The organism is Paenibacillus sp. PCH8 (assembly GCF_002968835.1).
In the GTDB taxonomy this organism is placed as follows: domain Bacteria; phylum Bacillota; class Bacilli; order Paenibacillales; family Paenibacillaceae; genus Paenibacillus.
On the sequence record NZ_PKQK01000005.1, the window covers coordinates 105,537 to 120,182 of the forward strand.

The 14,646-nt window shown below is 48.0% G+C and carries 14 protein-coding genes; 5 read left to right on the forward strand and 9 right to left on the reverse strand.

Annotated features, from left to right (window positions below):
• Positions 1 to 158: 158 nt before the first annotated feature.
• Positions 159 to 944 carry an AraC family transcriptional regulator gene (locus C0Q44_RS24520; RefSeq protein ID WP_105409829.1) on the reverse strand — a complete coding sequence of 262 codons (786 nt, stop codon included), beginning with the start codon at positions 942 to 944 and terminating at the stop codon, positions 159 to 161.
• A gap of 178 nt (positions 945 to 1,122) precedes the next feature.
• On the reverse strand, positions 1,123 to 2,583 hold the full coding sequence (gene pdxR, locus C0Q44_RS24525; protein WP_308737470.1) for a MocR-like pyridoxine biosynthesis transcription factor PdxR: 1,461 nt from the start codon (positions 2,581 to 2,583) through the stop codon (positions 1,123 to 1,125).
• A 152-nt stretch (positions 2,584 to 2,735) separates the two neighbouring features.
• Here pdxR and C0Q44_RS24530 point away from each other — a divergent pair, with 152 nt between their 5' ends.
• The 3 genes from C0Q44_RS24530 to C0Q44_RS30520 all read left to right on the forward strand — a co-directional run bounded on the left by C0Q44_RS24530 (position 2,736) and on the right by C0Q44_RS30520 (position 5,377).
• Positions 2,736 to 3,347 (forward strand): pyridoxamine 5'-phosphate oxidase family protein, encoded by a 612-nt coding sequence (locus C0Q44_RS24530; RefSeq protein WP_105409831.1) that lies wholly within the window; start codon positions 2,736 to 2,738, stop codon positions 3,345 to 3,347.
• A 306-nt stretch (positions 3,348 to 3,653) separates the two neighbouring features.
• The gene (locus C0Q44_RS24535) at positions 3,654 to 4,952 is read left to right on the forward strand and encodes an aminotransferase class I/II-fold pyridoxal phosphate-dependent enzyme (RefSeq protein WP_105409832.1); all 1,299 of its coding nucleotides are present in this window, start codon (positions 3,654 to 3,656) and stop codon (positions 4,950 to 4,952) included.
• A 293-nt stretch (positions 4,953 to 5,245) separates the two neighbouring features.
• Positions 5,246 to 5,377, forward strand: a complete 132-nt coding sequence (locus C0Q44_RS30520) for a YjcZ family sporulation protein (RefSeq protein WP_258166539.1) — start codon at positions 5,246 to 5,248, stop codon at positions 5,375 to 5,377.
• A 183-nt stretch (positions 5,378 to 5,560) separates the two neighbouring features.
• On the opposite strand, the gene C0Q44_RS24540 is transcribed toward C0Q44_RS30520, so the two are convergent.
• The 5 genes from C0Q44_RS24540 to C0Q44_RS24560 all read right to left on the reverse strand — a co-directional run bounded on the left by C0Q44_RS24540 (position 5,561) and on the right by C0Q44_RS24560 (position 10,431).
• Positions 5,561 to 6,778 carry an ABC transporter permease gene (locus C0Q44_RS24540; protein ID WP_105409833.1) on the reverse strand — a complete coding sequence of 406 codons (1,218 nt, stop codon included), beginning with the start codon at positions 6,776 to 6,778 and terminating at the stop codon, positions 5,561 to 5,563.
• Between the two features lie 2 nt (positions 6,779 to 6,780).
• A complete protein-coding gene (locus C0Q44_RS24545) occupies positions 6,781 to 7,533 on the reverse strand; it encodes an ABC transporter ATP-binding protein (protein WP_105409834.1) in 753 nt (250 codons plus the stop codon).
• A gap of 27 nt (positions 7,534 to 7,560) precedes the next feature.
• Complete coding sequence (locus tag C0Q44_RS24550) at positions 7,561 to 8,934, reverse strand: DEAD/DEAH box helicase (protein ID WP_105409835.1); 1,374 nt, start codon at positions 8,932 to 8,934, stop codon at positions 7,561 to 7,563.
• Positions 8,935 to 9,142: 208 nt separating this feature from the next.
• Entirely contained in the window at positions 9,143 to 9,916 is a 774-nt protein-coding gene (locus C0Q44_RS24555; protein ID WP_105409836.1) for an SDR family NAD(P)-dependent oxidoreductase, read from the reverse strand.
• 56 nt (positions 9,917 to 9,972) lie between these two features.
• Positions 9,973 to 10,431, reverse strand: coding sequence for a chemotaxis protein CheX (locus C0Q44_RS24560; RefSeq protein WP_105409837.1), 459 nt, complete (start codon positions 10,429 to 10,431; stop codon positions 9,973 to 9,975).
• 454 nt (positions 10,432 to 10,885) lie between these two features.
• Between C0Q44_RS24560 and C0Q44_RS24565 the strand changes: the two genes are divergently transcribed.
• Both C0Q44_RS24565 and C0Q44_RS24570 read left to right on the forward strand, forming a co-directional pair.
• Positions 10,886 to 11,788 carry a LysR family transcriptional regulator gene (locus C0Q44_RS24565; protein WP_105409838.1) on the forward strand — a complete coding sequence of 301 codons (903 nt, stop codon included), beginning with the start codon at positions 10,886 to 10,888 and terminating at the stop codon, positions 11,786 to 11,788.
• Positions 11,789 to 11,818: 30 nt separating this feature from the next.
• Positions 11,819 to 12,628, forward strand: coding sequence for a histidinol-phosphatase (locus C0Q44_RS24570; RefSeq protein WP_105409839.1), 810 nt, complete (start codon positions 11,819 to 11,821; stop codon positions 12,626 to 12,628).
• A 482-nt stretch (positions 12,629 to 13,110) separates the two neighbouring features.
• Here C0Q44_RS24570 and C0Q44_RS24575 read toward each other — a convergent pair whose 3' ends face one another.
• Together C0Q44_RS24575 and C0Q44_RS24580 are read right to left on the reverse strand one after the other, a co-directional pair.
• Positions 13,111 to 13,743, reverse strand: coding sequence for a GNAT family N-acetyltransferase (locus C0Q44_RS24575; protein WP_105409840.1), 633 nt, complete (start codon positions 13,741 to 13,743; stop codon positions 13,111 to 13,113).
• 120 nt (positions 13,744 to 13,863) lie between these two features.
• Complete coding sequence (locus tag C0Q44_RS24580) at positions 13,864 to 14,628, reverse strand: metallophosphoesterase family protein (protein WP_105409841.1); 765 nt, start codon at positions 14,626 to 14,628, stop codon at positions 13,864 to 13,866.
• Positions 14,629 to 14,646: the final 18 nt, after the last annotated feature.

The following is a 14,646-nucleotide window of genomic DNA, read 5'->3' on the forward strand; positions in this document are numbered from 1 at the left end:
GGTTCCGGAAAATATTGCATCCCTTCGTTGAGCATCCCCGGTTGCGGACCCGACGTTTTCCGTTCATCACAAGTTCCCCCTTTTGGTCATCTGGAATGCTAGGTAATTACCCTTGCGCTCCAGACTTGAAACGTTGTCATGTTCTTCCCATCAGAATTCTAACGAATCTCGGACGGGCTTTTGCCTGTATACTGCTTGAATTGACGACTGAAGAAAAAGATATCGCGATATCCCAGAGCATCCGCCACTTCGGTCACATTCATGCCGGTATGTACCAGCAGATGTTCTGCCCGTTCAATACGCATACGGATAATATAGGATTGCACCGATGATCCCACCAGTTCCTTGAACTTGATGGAGAAGTATCGGGGTGATAAACCTGCCCGGGCGGCCAGATCTTCCACCCGATGCGTAATTCCCGGATGCTGACGCACATAATTGGCGACCTCCTGGATCACATCGGACAACTGGTTGCTTACCTTTTTCTCCACAGGTTCTTCCGTATCCGCACGCAGCAAATGAATCATTAGCTGTTTCAGAATCAATCGACTCTCTTCATCACGTCCGTACACATCTGATAGGAACAGTCTTACATAACGTGCCAGCAAATGCTCAAATTCCACGTTCTCCTGTACTTCACGATAGGACTGAGGAACATCAGCAACAGGTACGTCCACATCAAAATGAATATAGGTAAGTACCAACGGTTTTTGCTTATTATGTGTTGCAGTAGGATGATCGCCTGGCCTGAACAGAAAACAACTACCCTTGCCAACTTCATACGACTGGTCATTCAATACAAGCGTCCCTTCACCACTCCACACATAAAATAAATCATAGTTTTGCATCGGTTTTTCCCGTTTCTGCCACTTCCAGCCCGGTTCACAGACAATTTTGGCGACAGCGGGCAAAATAACAAATGATGACGGCGATGCCTGCAGCATGTCGCCACTCCCCCTTGATAGTTAATCTCTCTGCATATGGTATTATTCTGATCTGAATCTCACTTCTTCAATCCAGGCCATATGTATTTCAGCATCTTGCATCATTCAATCCAACTTGCTCACATATGATCTCTGCTCCTACAGGAGCGAAATGTCTTATCCCATTATACAGCGGAATTCACGGAAACGAAAATGTGCACTTCTCCCAGGCTAGCCGCATTCGCCGGATTCCCTCTGTCATCTCTTCTTTCTCCAGATGTGCAAAGCCAAAACAGACCGCCGGATGGCCTGGAGTCAGTCGGTATCGCTCTGCATCACGGAACCATATGCCACCCTCCTGAGCTAACAGCTTGAACCGCTGATAACTGTCCATATCGCCGTTCCAGGTGGCATAGATGTGCAGTCCTGCATCACCAAGCTGCATCGTGAATGCCTCCGGCATTAACAGTTCCATCTCCCTGACAAAATAAGCGTGCCGTTCCCCATATAATCGGGTTAACCTCCGCAAGTGCCGCAAGTAACCTCCTCGGGTCATGAATTTCGCCAGTGCACGCTGCTCTAGCAGCCCCGGAGGTACAGGCTCATACAGTGCCTTGGCCGCAAGAACCGGCTGGACCAAGCTGGGTGGAAGCACGGCGTAGCCAAGTCGGATCGAAGCAGTCATCGTTTGCGAGAACGATCCGACGTAGATGACACGTTGTTCATGATCCAATACTTTAAGTGGTTCAATCGGTCTTCCACCCCACCGGAACTCACTATCATAATCATCTTCAATAATGACCGCATTCTGCGTCGAGGCCCATGTGAGCAAGCTACGTCTTCTGTCCAATCCCAGCACGGCCCCTGTTGGAAACTGGCGGGTCGGTGTGACAAATAACGTCTGCGCTTCCCAGGTCTGTGGAATAATCCCCTCGTGATCAATATCGGCTGGAATAATATGTCCACCACAGGACTGAACGGCATGAGCAATTCCTGGATAGCCAGGATTCTCCATGACCACCGACGCTCCCTCTGTGATCAGCAGTTGTGACAGCAGGGTAATGCCTTGCATCGAACCACTGAACAGCACAATCTGTGATGCATCAGCCTGAATGCCGCGTGTCCACCTGAGATGGGAAGCGATGGCTTCACGTAGCTCCGGATCGCCTGCAACACCGCTAGTTTCTCTCCAACCACTGCGATGAACAGCGGCAAGAGCACTCTTCCATTCCGCCAGCGGAAAATGTTCTGCTGGCATGCGCTGCACCCGGAAATTAATGACGGACGCGTTCGGCGAGTGGTTCTGAATCCCGTGTAATTCGTGATGAGTATTCAACATTTGTACCCGTTCGCCCCAGGGAGACAACCGAAGAGTGGCCTCCTGTTTCACATGTTCCTGTATGGATAATGTCTCCGTTACAAACGTACCTCTTCCCCGATATGCACGGACATACCCATCTGCAAGCAACATATCATACACTTGCGCCACCGAACCACGCGATATGTCATATTGCTGTGCCAGTTCACGCGTCGAAGGAAGCTTCGTCCCACCCGTAAGTGTACCTGCATGGATGGCATCCCGCAGCGCATGATACAGTGCCTCATATTTATATCGATGCTGGAGTTCATAGGTATCTATCGGGAGCCACAATTCCATCATGCACCTCTCTTCATCCTTCATCATTCATGATTCTTTACTCATTGGCCTACTAAAGTGAATGTAAATTGGATCTATTTCATTGTCAATATACGTTCTATTGTTATCTATAAGTTAAGGATTCTATTATACATTTCAATGATGGGGGAATACGAATGAGACGTAAAGAATTCAACGTAGATGAAGAACAGGAGATTACCGCTTTCCTGGATCAGTGCTCCTTCGGGTTTCTGGGCACGGTCAGTTCAGATGGACAACCACGGGTTACACCACTGAATTTCGTATATATGGACGGTTACTTCTATTTCCACGGCAGTCTGGCTGGCGAGAAGATGAAACAGATCAAGCTGCATTCAGCAGTCAGTTTCACCGTGGCTGAAGAGTTCTCCCTGATTCCATCCTATTTCAGTGATCCTGAGCTGGCTTGTCCGGCGACTTCCTTCTTCAAAAGTGTCATGGCCACCGGTCAGGCAGAACCGGTTCACGATCTGGACATCAAGGGCAAGGTGCTGCAACGGTTTATGGAGAAACTCCAACCACAAGGTGGATATGTGCCCATTGATGCGGAAGACTCCCGTTACACCGGTCAGCTCAAAGCTGTAGCTGTTGTACGAATCGTACCGGAACAGATCAGTGGCAAGTTCAAATTCGGACAAAACCTCTCCAGTGAACGATTCGATCATATCAGCGGTCAGCTGGAACAGCGCAATGAGGGACGGGATGCTGAAACCGCTGAAATGATGCGGAAATATTGTCCATTTCATTGAATCAATTTCATAATACCTTTAGCTGCTTCAATCAAGGCTAGATATAGATCAAAACGGTTCAACTTGTCTATATCTAGTTACAAAATCGACTTTTAATGAGTTATGAAATTGATTTCATCAGCAATAAATTTCATCTTTGAAGGATTCATCCAAGGTACAATCCAGCTGTATTCCACCTCAAATCCCCCTCACAACAACGCGGTAAAGCAGTATAACTGTCATATTGCGTAATTTCCGTGACGGGGAGATGTCAAGGTGTTATAATGTTAGGCAGTTGAATCCCAAAGACTTGGAAGGATGAAAAGAATGAATCCACTGGCTGAACAGTTGAACGAAAGTATTCAGGCAGGCAGCAGTCACGTCTACTCCATGCTGTCACAGCTCGGCAAAGAAATCTATTTTCCAAAAGAAGGAATCTTGAGTCAGTCTGCTGAAGCAGCAAGCTTGGCCAAGACCTATAATGCAACGATTGGTATCGCTCTGGAGGGCGGTGTGCCGATGCATCTTCCTGTTATTCAGGAGAAGCTCTCTGCATTCCAACCGAAGGATCTGTACCCTTACGCTCCGCCTGCAGGCAAGCCTGAACTGCGGACTGTATGGAGAGGCAAGATGCTGAAGGAAACACCTTCGCTTGAAGGCAAAACGTTCGGCAACCCGATTGTAACCAATGCATTAACCCATGGACTAAGTATCGTAGCCGACCTGTTCGTCGATGAAGGGGACGCTGTCATATATCCGGATAAAAACTGGGAAAATTATGAGCTGACCTTCGGAATTCGTCGTCATGGCCAGTTGGTTCATTATCCTCTGTTCGATGATCAATTGAAGTTCAACAGTGAAGGTCTACTTCAGGCACTGCTTGCTCAGAAGGACCAAGGCAAAGCCATTGTGCTGCTCAACTTCCCGAATAATCCGACAGGTTATACACCTGGAGCCGAAGAAGCAAATGCCATCGTGGATACCATTCGGCAGGCAGCTGAAGCTGGTGTCGACGTAGTTGCCGTAACAGACGATGCCTACTTCGGTCTGTTCTTCGAAGATTCCATCCATGAGTCCCTGTTTGGCAAACTCGCCAACATTCATCCACGTGTGTTAACGGTAAAAGTGGATGGGGCAACCAAGGAAGAATTCGTATGGGGCTTCCGTGTTGGATTTATCACGTATGCCCACGAAGATGCTGACGTGCTGCATGCCTTGGAACAGAAGACTCTCGGGATTATCCGTGCGACAATCTCCAGTGGACCACATCCTTCCCAGACCTTTGTACTGGATGCACTGAAAGCACCAGAGTTCGAAGCACAGAAACAGGAAAAGTTCGAGATTATGAAAGGCCGTGCCAACAAGGTGAAGGCCATTCTCGATAGCGGCAAGTATGGAGATGCATGGGACTATTATCCATTCAACTCCGGTTACTTCATGTGCCTGAAGCTCAAAGAAGTTGGCGCAGAAGAACTTCGAAGCCATTTGCTGCACCAATACGGCGTGGGTACCATCGCACTGGGTGAATCGGATCTGAGAATTGCCTTCTCCTGTATCGAAGAATCTGGACTGGAAGATCTGTATGAGATCATCTATCGTGGAGTTCAGGATCTACGAGCAACCTAGATTGTAAGTGGAAACTAAGCTGCATTCGCGTAAATAGATTAGGGGTTCAGGCTCACACCTGAACCCCTGCAAGATAGAAGGACCCTTTGTATATGGCGACATTGAATGTCTCCGGGGATACAAAGGGTCTTTGTTGTTTTCCAACCTCTCCCTATGTCCCTCACCCGGACAGCTGCCCAAAACTGTCATATTTCAAGCTTTACCGGGCATCGGCCCAATCAGCCTCCCCCCTGGCACATAATATACGATGTACGCAAGGGCGTGCCAAACAACCACTTGAAAGGGGAATGACCATGTCTGGAGTTGTTGAAGATACAAGAGGCGGTTATGGATGCGGCGGTTACGGCGGAGGATTTACAAACACAGGTGCCATTCTCGTTCTGTTCATCTTGCTCGTGATTATCACTAAATCGTTCCTCTGTTAGTCCACACATTCACGCTATACATGTGAACCGCTTGATGGAATTACATCATCCAAAAAGACGGGTATTCCGGGACACAGCCCGGAATACCCGTCTTTGGGTTAACACTCATGTCAGACTTCTGAACAAGTCCTCACCTGCCGCCTTATCCCTCTGGTCATGCTGGTCAGATGATGCCATTCCGATTTACTCGTCCTGTTCTTCTTTCAGCCACTTATTCCCCTGCGAACGCCGCATGAGCACAATCACCAGTATGCCCAGTACAAGCCCCAATCCGGTCAGACTCAGTCCATTCACCCCAGCTGCCAGCATGGGCAACCACATAAACAAAGCAACCAGTGCATGCAGATGGAATATGAATCCCAGCACCTGCGAACGGCGGCTTTCTCCCGAGATTGGATAGATCATAATCCAGAACGATTCGCTATGACTACGACGCAGTGCTCCTAGTTGCACGCCTGCAAGCAACAGGAAGAACAGATATACGCCGATACCGAAGTAGCTACCTGCTGTCCACCAGGACAGTAACATGCCAAGTATCACTAGACGTAACACAATGGAGAACACTTCGGTTCGAATATATGTTTTGGTAATCAGATAACGATAAGCTTTCCCCGCATTCCATGGAAGGCCGCTGCCCAGTTTGGCAAGCCAGCGACGCGAACTTACTTTCTGTCCGGATGAAGGTACATCCACGAACCAGCCTAACGTCCGCATGACCCTGCCAGCCTGCCCCTGCTCCACCTGAATCAGTCGTTCCCATGCTACCCGATGCTTCACGGGTACACGCAGGGCGACGATGTAGACCGCAGCCAGTAACAACAAGAACCAGACGCTACGAAGTGGCGGTTGCCACAGCCAGGCCCCAATCGCCAGCACAGTCAGTGTCCAGCGGAGAAGGCGATATGCTCTTGTTGCTCCGACTTGAACCATTCTTAGCTCTTGCCATGCTCCATAACTGGACAACCCTTTCCATAGCAGAAGGAACAACACGAACCAGCCGAAGGGCCGTGCATCCAGATCTGCCCTGACATATAGCGGCCAGAGTGTAACAAACACAAGCAACAAGCCAAGAGCTTTATAGATGATGCCCCGGGCAAAGCTGTTCTTTAAATATTCCTGCATCCGGTATTCCTGCGGCCGCAAGAACACGATATCTGCCGGAAGCAGATATGTACGATAGCTGCTGAACAGCACCAGAGGTGACAGCAGCAGCAATGCAATCCATCGGATCGGGAAGTCCGCCGGAATGTTCTGTACAAATGATGTATACCAGGCGGAAAAAGCAATGACAAGAAATAAAAAGACCATCGCTACACCACTCTGGATCACATAACCCAGATAAGGAAGAATTCCATTCCAGAATCCCGTGCGTCTTTGCTTCCATAGCAACTTGAGATCCATGCTCAATCCCTGCCTTGTACGAGGGAATAGAACATGTGCTCCAGCGTGGCGTCCGATTCCCCGAATTGAAGGCGCAACTCATTCAACGTCCCCTGAGCGATGATCTGTCCACGGTGCAGAACGATAAACCGATCACAGTAATTTTCAATCGTGGACAGAATGTGTGAACTCAGCAAGATGGATGATCCCGACGCTTTCATCTCAAGCATAAAATCAAGCAAGGAGCGAATACCCAGCGGGTCCAGCCCCAAGAAAGGCTCATCAATGATGTAGAGTGGCGGTCCTGCGACAAAAGCACACATGATCATAACCTTTTGCCGCATGCCCTTGGACAGGTGAGTCGACAGACTTGTACTTTTCTCATTCATACGGAATAATTGTAGCAATTTCTCCGTACGTTGTTTGAAATCGGCCTCCGACACATTATACGCTCTTGCTGTAAACTCCAAGTGCTCCATGACAGTCATCTCGTCATACAGTTCAGGCGATTCCGGTACGAATGCCATGGCAGATTGATATATCTGCGCATCCTCGTCCCGTTTCTTGCCCATCACTCGGACTTCTCCCTGCTGAGGGGTCATCAAGCCGAGAATATGCTTCATGGTTGTACTTTTGCCAGCACCATTTAATCCGATCAACCCGACCATCTCACCGCGTCCGACTTCCAGATCGATACCGTGAAGGACTGGCCGTTTGGCGCTGTAGCCTCCGCTAAGCCCATTAATTTGCAACACGGGCGTATGAACGTTTTCCATCTATCCCTGCACCCCTTTCGTCAGATTCTATTCTTCGGAGCGTGGCGCTTTGTCTTTACTCCACTTGGGTGCTCCCTTGTTTTTACGATCCTGATCGCGCTCCGTGCGGCCTGTATTGCCAGTTGGTTTGCCACCTGCTGGACGCTGGTTGGAGATTGTAGCTCTCGCACCACCATTGCGGCTGGCCTGACCTGGTTTGCGGTCTCTGTTTTGCCCTGGTTTTCTGGAGAAAGAATGCCCCTCCGGGCGTGTATCCGGACGCGGATCAGCTTCCAATACTTTCCCACCAAAGAGTGTACGTTCCGGCAGCTCGATGCCGAGTTCACGGGCGAATTTGCGCATGATGAAGATCTGCGTCTCATCCACAATGGATAGAACGGTACCCGGGCGTCCCATCCGACCTGTACGGCCTGCACGGTGAACATAGTGCTCCGAGTCAAAAGCAGGGTCATAGTTAATGACCATTGGCAATCCTTCGATATCCAGTCCTCTGGCAGCGACTTCGCTGGCGATCAGCAATTGGAGTTTGCTATTACGGAACGCAGACAATACGTTACTGCGGGTTACCTTGTCAGCATCTCCATACAACGCAGCAGCGGAGAAGCCCAGATGATTCATTTTCGCTTCAACTTCTCCGATATCTTCAGTTGCATTCACAAATACGATGGCTCGATCCGGGTTGTACTGTCGAACCAGACGACGCAGCATATCAATTTTGTTCCGGTTCTCTTCTACAAAATAAAAATGCTCAAGGCCTGCAGCCGTAGCTCGATCCGGTTCAATCCCGATGTGAACAGGCTCCTTCATCTCACGCTTCGCGAGTCCAGCCGTATGCTCATCAATGGTTGCTGACAGGAAAATCAGCTGACGGTCCCGCAATGCACTCTTGAGTACAAAGTTCACGTCACTTACGCCGCCAAGCTGGAATACCTGGTCCGCTTCATCAATGACAAGGGTGGAAACGTTGTGCATTTTCAGTTTTTTGAGTGTAATCAATTCTTTCAGTCGTCCCGGTGTACCCACAACCAATTGCGGATGCTCACGCAGCTTCTCGATCTGACGTTTAGCCGCTGCGCCCCCAATCAGACCCAATACGCCGATCTTGCGTTCTTCCCCATAGCGCTGTGCCTCACGTACAATCTGCATCGCCAGCTCTTGCGTAGGTGCAATAATAAGCTTCTGGGTACCTTTGATATCCATTTTGATGGATTGCAGCAATGGCAACAGATAAGCGAGTGTTTTGCCTGTCCCCGTCTGGGATTTGGATACCACATCACGGCCCTCCAGAATTACCGGTATCGTCTGAGCCTGCACAGGTGAAGGTTCGTTGATGCCATGTTTGGCCAAGACGGCCTCCAGATCCTGTTCTACGCCAATTGAAGCAAATGTTTGATTCGTCATGTATGTCCATCCTTTTAATTTATTCGTTTTGATACTAGCCTACTTGTACGGATATTACCTAAGCCTATCATCACATTACCTTTCATTATATGCGAAAAAAGCCTGGGTACCAAATCTTATTCAGGAATTGTCCATATAAACGCAAAAAAAAGAAAAGCCCCTCGGCGGAGCCTTTCTTTCATCCTGTATATGATGCCCGTTATTGCATTTACTTCTGATTCATTACACCGTGCGACAGTCGATCTGCAAGACGTGGAAATAGCTGATACAACCACACCCCGGCAGATGCAAGCTTGGGCAGATTCACTTCTTCCTTACGCTTCTTCATCGCTCGAATCATATGCCCCGCAACATCTTCAGGTTTCAGCATCATCCAGCGTACATTGTTCACATAATTGCCAGATGGGTCAGCCCGATGGAAAAATGGGGTATCAATGGGGCCCGGGTTAATCGTTGTAATTGTGACTCCTGTCTTACGTAGCTCCTGACGCAGAGCATTACTGAATCCGAGTACAGCATGTTTCGTAGCCGTATATGAAGCGGATTTCGCAGTGCCTATTTTGCCAGCCATGGAAGCCACGTTCACGATCTGCCCTCTGCCACGTTCCAGCATCTGAGGCAACACTCCTTTGGTACAGCGGACAATGCCCATGTAATTGACGTCCATCATCTCATCGAATTCCTGCACAGACATATCCGTCATCGCAGCGAATTTCCCATACCCTGCATTATTGAGCAAAATGTCGATTCGTCCGTATTTATGCAATATCGCATCCACAGCTACCTGAACCTGCTCACTATCCGTAACATCAAGCGTGAGCAATTCATGCTGCCCTTTCAGCGAGGCACCGATCTCTTCGAGCTTGTCCCGCGAACGGGCAGCCAGAATCGGGATGGCTCCTTCTTCTATCAACATCTGCGCACAAAGCGCACCGATACCACTTGATGCACCTGTGATAAACACTACCTGACCTTTCAGCATCTCCGACGTCCTCCCGTAATGAACCCATATTGCCTACTCAGGCGTATGGTTCTATTCTACGAGATCATCACCTGAATATCCATCTCACCAATACCGTCCATCAGTAAAGGAATACTCAGTGCCTTCGTCGCCGTAAATGCAGTCAGATGCTCAGACTTCAGGACTTGTGGAGGTGTAATATCGACCACAACCCCCTGGTTCGACAGGATGGTGCTGGCATTTCCACTGATCATATTACCCAGTTCCGAAATGGCACTTTTGCTCATTTCATCCATTTCTGTGATGACAAATCCGCCCATCATCGCAGATACAATTTTCAGTGCAACTTGTTCGTTTATGCCAAACACAATGTTTCCGCTAAGTTGTCCTGTCATTCCGATCACGATCCAGACATGATCTGCAATGTATTCTACATTTTTCACGCCAAGACTCCCGGTGGAAGGCGAAACCTGGATGAGCTGTTCAAATACGTTCCGTGCCGATTCCAGGAAAGGATTAATCACTTCCGCTTTCACTGTCTATGTCCCCCTCACACTGGGTTATTGGTCACATACCAAAAGTCCCATATTCATTAAATTTATTATACTTTATCACGTACAAGAATTCATTAAGAATTCGTTAAACCATGTGTACTATAATTTATCGTCATCCGCAGGGCAAATGTTTATAGCTGATTTTAGCGAATAAACAGAGGTTTTCACTTCTTTTGAAGAAAGTTTTTGATCATTGTGCGTGGCAAAAGGGGTTTAGGACTTTATTACTGGTTTTTTATAATAATAAAAAAATTAAATTCTTGCATACGCGTTTTTTTCACGGTCTCTTGAACTACTTTTGATCCCGACGATCACCTTCATTGCTCTGCTGTCCTGAATCACCTATAATTTAAGATAACGGAACAATGAACAGTTACGGGATATCACATACCAAAACTACATACCTAAGATACCATGCCTGCGAAGGAGGCCACCTATGAACATAAGCCAACTGGAGACACTGATTACCATTTCCAAAACGATGAGCTTCCGCAAAGCGGGTGAACTTCTGAATCTCACCCAACCTGCCGTCTCGGCCCAGATCAAAAGTCTGGAAGACGAATTCAGCACCGTTCTTGTAGATCGTAACCAACCTGTTACCCTTACTGACCGCGGACAGGTATTCCTGGAACACGCTGAACGGATGCTCGACATTGTGGATGAGTTGAAACAGAAATTGTCCGATCTGGATGAAACGCCTCAGGGACGTATCGTGTTAGGTACCACGACTTCCATTGCTATTCAGATCTTGCCCAGGGTGTTATCCTATTTCCAAGATCAATTCCCGCTTATCAAAACCAGTATCCGATCCCTTCCTTCATCACAGATCTATACTCAGGTCGAGAATGGTCTGGTTGATGTCGGTATCGGCTATCTTACAGAGCGCAATCCCAATCTAAATACGTCTGTGCTGTACTATGATACATTCGAGCTTGTCGTATCTCCGTCCCATCCCCTGGCGAAGAAAAAGCATGCTGCGGTAGATGTGCTCCGAAGTACACCGTTGATTTTGCTATCTCCTGATACCGTGGGACGACGATTTACGGAAACCATCTTTAAGAAACATGGTATTGAGCCTAATATCGTGATGGAATTGTCGAGTAGTGAGGAAGTCAAACGGATGGTTGAGATTGATCTCGGCGCAGCTGTCATCTCGAAACAATCTGTTGCACATGAGTTACGCCAAGGTACTCTGCGAATGATACCCCTGAGTGAACTTGAGGTCAGTCATCCTGTAGGTGTGATCTACAAGTCCAGCCGCTACCTCAACTCAGCGATGCAGCAATTCATAAGTGATCTCAAAGGTATGCCGGAAACCCAATTCATCAGTTCAGAATGACAACGAGTCGTGAGAAAGGAAGGATTCCATATGAAATTTGATCTTCATACACATCATTTTCGTTGTGGTCACGCAGACGGCAACATCCGCGATTATATAGAGGCAGGTATTGAGGCAGGACTTCAGGCCATCGGTATCTCGGATCATACGCCATACTTTGGCAGTGAGCTTGAGCAGGCATTTCCCCGGATCGCAATGGGCAAATCGGAATTGCAGCATTATGTGGAAGAAGTCCTTTCTCTGAAAAAAGAATATGCGGGTCAAATCGATGTACTACTCGGCATAGAATCCGACTATTTCCCCATTCATGCGGACTTGTACCGCACCACGCTGGGACAGTATCCTTTTGACTATATCATCGGTTCGGTTCACCATACGGAGGATGTTAGTATTTTCAACAAAACCCGGTGGAACGGACTGAGCAATGCTCGTAAAGTTGAAGTAAAAGAAAGTTATTACTCATTGATCCGCCAATCGGCTCGCAGTGGTATGTTCCAGATCCTTGGACACATTGATGCGATGAAAGGAAATTATCCTCCCTTCTCCGAGATTGTTGCTGACCAGGCCATTGATGAAACGTTACACGTCATTGCAGAGTGCAACGTAGCCATCGAAATTAACACATCAGGTAAAACCAAACTCAGCGGTGGCTGGTATCCTTCAGATGCCATTCTGGAACGGGCCCATCATTACGGGGTGAAGGTGACCTTCGGATCGGATGCTCACAAACCGCAGCGGGTTGCAGACGAGCTGGATAACGTTCGCACACGTCTGCGGGAGATCGGATTCACCGACTGGGTCTATTTCAAGCAGAAACAGATGCAGGTTGTATCACTGTAAATAGAGTAAACACAAAGCCCCCCACAGCGCGCTTGTTCACGCCGTGGGGGGCTTTGTAGTACCCTATATCAGCAAAGATACTATATAAGTTAAACTACATATTTACACGATAACGGAGAGGACAGAAATAACCAGAAGAAGCGAAGTGTTCGCCTAAAAGCTTTCTGAAAGAAAGCTACATCGGAAGCATACGCTATCAACGGATTTTCCCTTTTCAAAAGGGAATCAAAAAATCTGGGGATAACAGCGATCGGAAGGTTATTCTGTCATCGAAGGGCCAGTGTAAAAACTTCACAGTTAACTTATATGGGCAAAAAAAATGAACCCGCTCTCGCGGGTCCCAACAGCATTTCTATTATCAAAAAGGGGGTCATGAGATAAGTTTACCCCCTGTCTGTTAGAGTTCAATTGCAGCTATATTTCAATTGTGTAACAAATGATTGAAGTTCGGTTCGTACAGGTTTTACTATTCTTATTCTATGCTAATGAGGATTGTCAGATACCATGGTTTGAAGATCTTTCTCCTGAAGCGGGCTAACGTATTGTTCCCGGTACATGCTGTATACTTTGACATCCATTAAGGATTCTGAAGTCTCATCATCCTCATCAAGCAATCCGAATGAAGGAAGAGTTCGCTCGAAGGACATCCCTATTTTGCAGAGTATCCGTTCTGAAGACACATTGGCCTCATAACAACGAGCCTCCACCCTCCGCAGATCAAGGTCAGCGAATCCAAACTGTAACAGTCGCTGTACTGCCTCGGTAGCCACGCCCTTGCCCCAACAGGATCTGTTCAGGATATAACCAATCTGTGCGGTACCGTTCTGATCATTCCAGTGCTGAAATGACGTGATTCCAATAACCTGTTCTTTGCCTCTCCAGCAGATCCCATAATGTAACGAATCCAGCTTGGCGCTGCTGCTCCGTATCTGGTTCAACAACCGTCTCGCCCTGATCGGTGTGGGCTGGCTACCCCTATTCACATATCGGATGACTTGAGGATCGGAAAAGAGTTCCGACAATGTGCTGTAATCACTTGGACGCAGTGATCGCAAGACAAGACGCTCTGTCCACAACGCAGGCAGACCTTGAACCAGCATTTTTCGGGTAAGCATGACAATCGCTCCTTTTGCCTAACGGGCTCGAGTCCGGTAAGACAAGCATGCTCTGAAGATGATCCGGCGTAATATCATTTGAACTGATCCACGAACTTTAGTATTCGCATTTTGCATCATTCAATTCTTGGTGTTAAAGGGTACAAATGCTCCTCTATCCTGTAACCCGCGATAGATACCCGTACGAATCTCACGGATATAGAAATCCAGCGCAGGCACATTCGCCGACTGGGCAACCTTAACTTCTCTCTCAATATCATAGGGTACCCGCACAAATTGAACATTGAACGGAGTATTGATATCGTTGCTCTCTTCACCTTCAAGGATGCAGTAGGAAGCCTGGGGAAGATCGAGCGGATTACCAACACTGCCTGCATTGAATAGCAATTTGCCATTCATATATTGCAAGAATGCGTTATGCACATCTCCATATCCCACGACATCAGCAGTACCTTGCTCAAGCTGATCAACCGGAGGATCAAACATCGCCATTCTATTCTCCATCGCATCCCAAGGCTGTACGCGATGGTATACACTTTGAGGCGAGGCGTGTACCAGACGAATGGTACGACCACTCAGTTGTAATTGATAACTGAAGGGAAGAGTTGCCAAGTACGCCAATCGTTCCTCACCCAACCGCTCTGCTTGCCAAGTGAAATTCTCGTTGTCCTGATTAACCGTAACCAGTTCATCCCAGTTCCCACGGATAACAAGTTCACAGGTCTCTCTCACCCGATCGACAACCTGTGCCGGTTCCGGGCCCTTGCCCACGAGGTCACCGAGACAAAAGATTCGCTCCAATCCACGACTTCGGATATCGCTTAGCACTGCTTCCCAGGCAGTCATATTGCCATGAATGTCGGATACAATCGCAATTCGTTCCATCTGGGTAACCTCCATTCA

What these genes read in the sequence shown, in the direction of transcription:
- C0Q44_RS24550 (WP_105409835.1), bottom strand. Translation starts at nt 8,934, where the DNA reads ATGACGAATCAAACATTTGCTTCAATTGGCGTAGAACAGGATCTGGAG.
- C0Q44_RS24545 (WP_105409834.1), bottom strand. Translation starts at nt 7,533, where the DNA reads ATGGAAAACGTTCATACGCCCGTGTTGCAAATTAATGGGCTTAGCGGA.
- C0Q44_RS24520 (WP_105409829.1), bottom strand. Translation starts at nt 944, where the DNA reads ATGCTGCAGGCATCGCCGTCATCATTTGTTATTTTGCCCGCTGTCGCC.
- C0Q44_RS24535 (WP_105409832.1), top strand. Translation starts at nt 3,654, where the DNA reads ATGAATCCACTGGCTGAACAGTTGAACGAAAGTATTCAGGCAGGCAGC.
- pdxR (WP_308737470.1), bottom strand. Translation starts at nt 2,583, where the DNA reads ATGATGGAATTGTGGCTCCCGATAGATACCTATGAACTCCAGCATCGA.
- C0Q44_RS24530 (WP_105409831.1), top strand. Translation starts at nt 2,736, where the DNA reads ATGAGACGTAAAGAATTCAACGTAGATGAAGAACAGGAGATTACCGCT.
- C0Q44_RS24540 (WP_105409833.1), bottom strand. Translation starts at nt 6,778, where the DNA reads ATGGATCTCAAGTTGCTATGGAAGCAAAGACGCACGGGATTCTGGAAT.
- C0Q44_RS24570 (WP_105409839.1), top strand. Translation starts at nt 11,819, where the DNA reads ATGAAATTTGATCTTCATACACATCATTTTCGTTGTGGTCACGCAGAC.
- C0Q44_RS24580 (WP_105409841.1), bottom strand. Translation starts at nt 14,628, where the DNA reads ATGGAACGAATTGCGATTGTATCCGACATTCATGGCAATATGACTGCC.
- C0Q44_RS24565 (WP_105409838.1), top strand. Translation starts at nt 10,886, where the DNA reads ATGAACATAAGCCAACTGGAGACACTGATTACCATTTCCAAAACGATG.
- C0Q44_RS24575 (WP_105409840.1), bottom strand. Translation starts at nt 13,743, where the DNA reads ATGCTTACCCGAAAAATGCTGGTTCAAGGTCTGCCTGCGTTGTGGACA.
- C0Q44_RS30520 (WP_258166539.1), top strand. Translation starts at nt 5,246, where the DNA reads ATGTCTGGAGTTGTTGAAGATACAAGAGGCGGTTATGGATGCGGCGGT.
- C0Q44_RS24555 (WP_105409836.1), bottom strand. Translation starts at nt 9,916, where the DNA reads ATGCTGAAAGGTCAGGTAGTGTTTATCACAGGTGCATCAAGTGGTATC.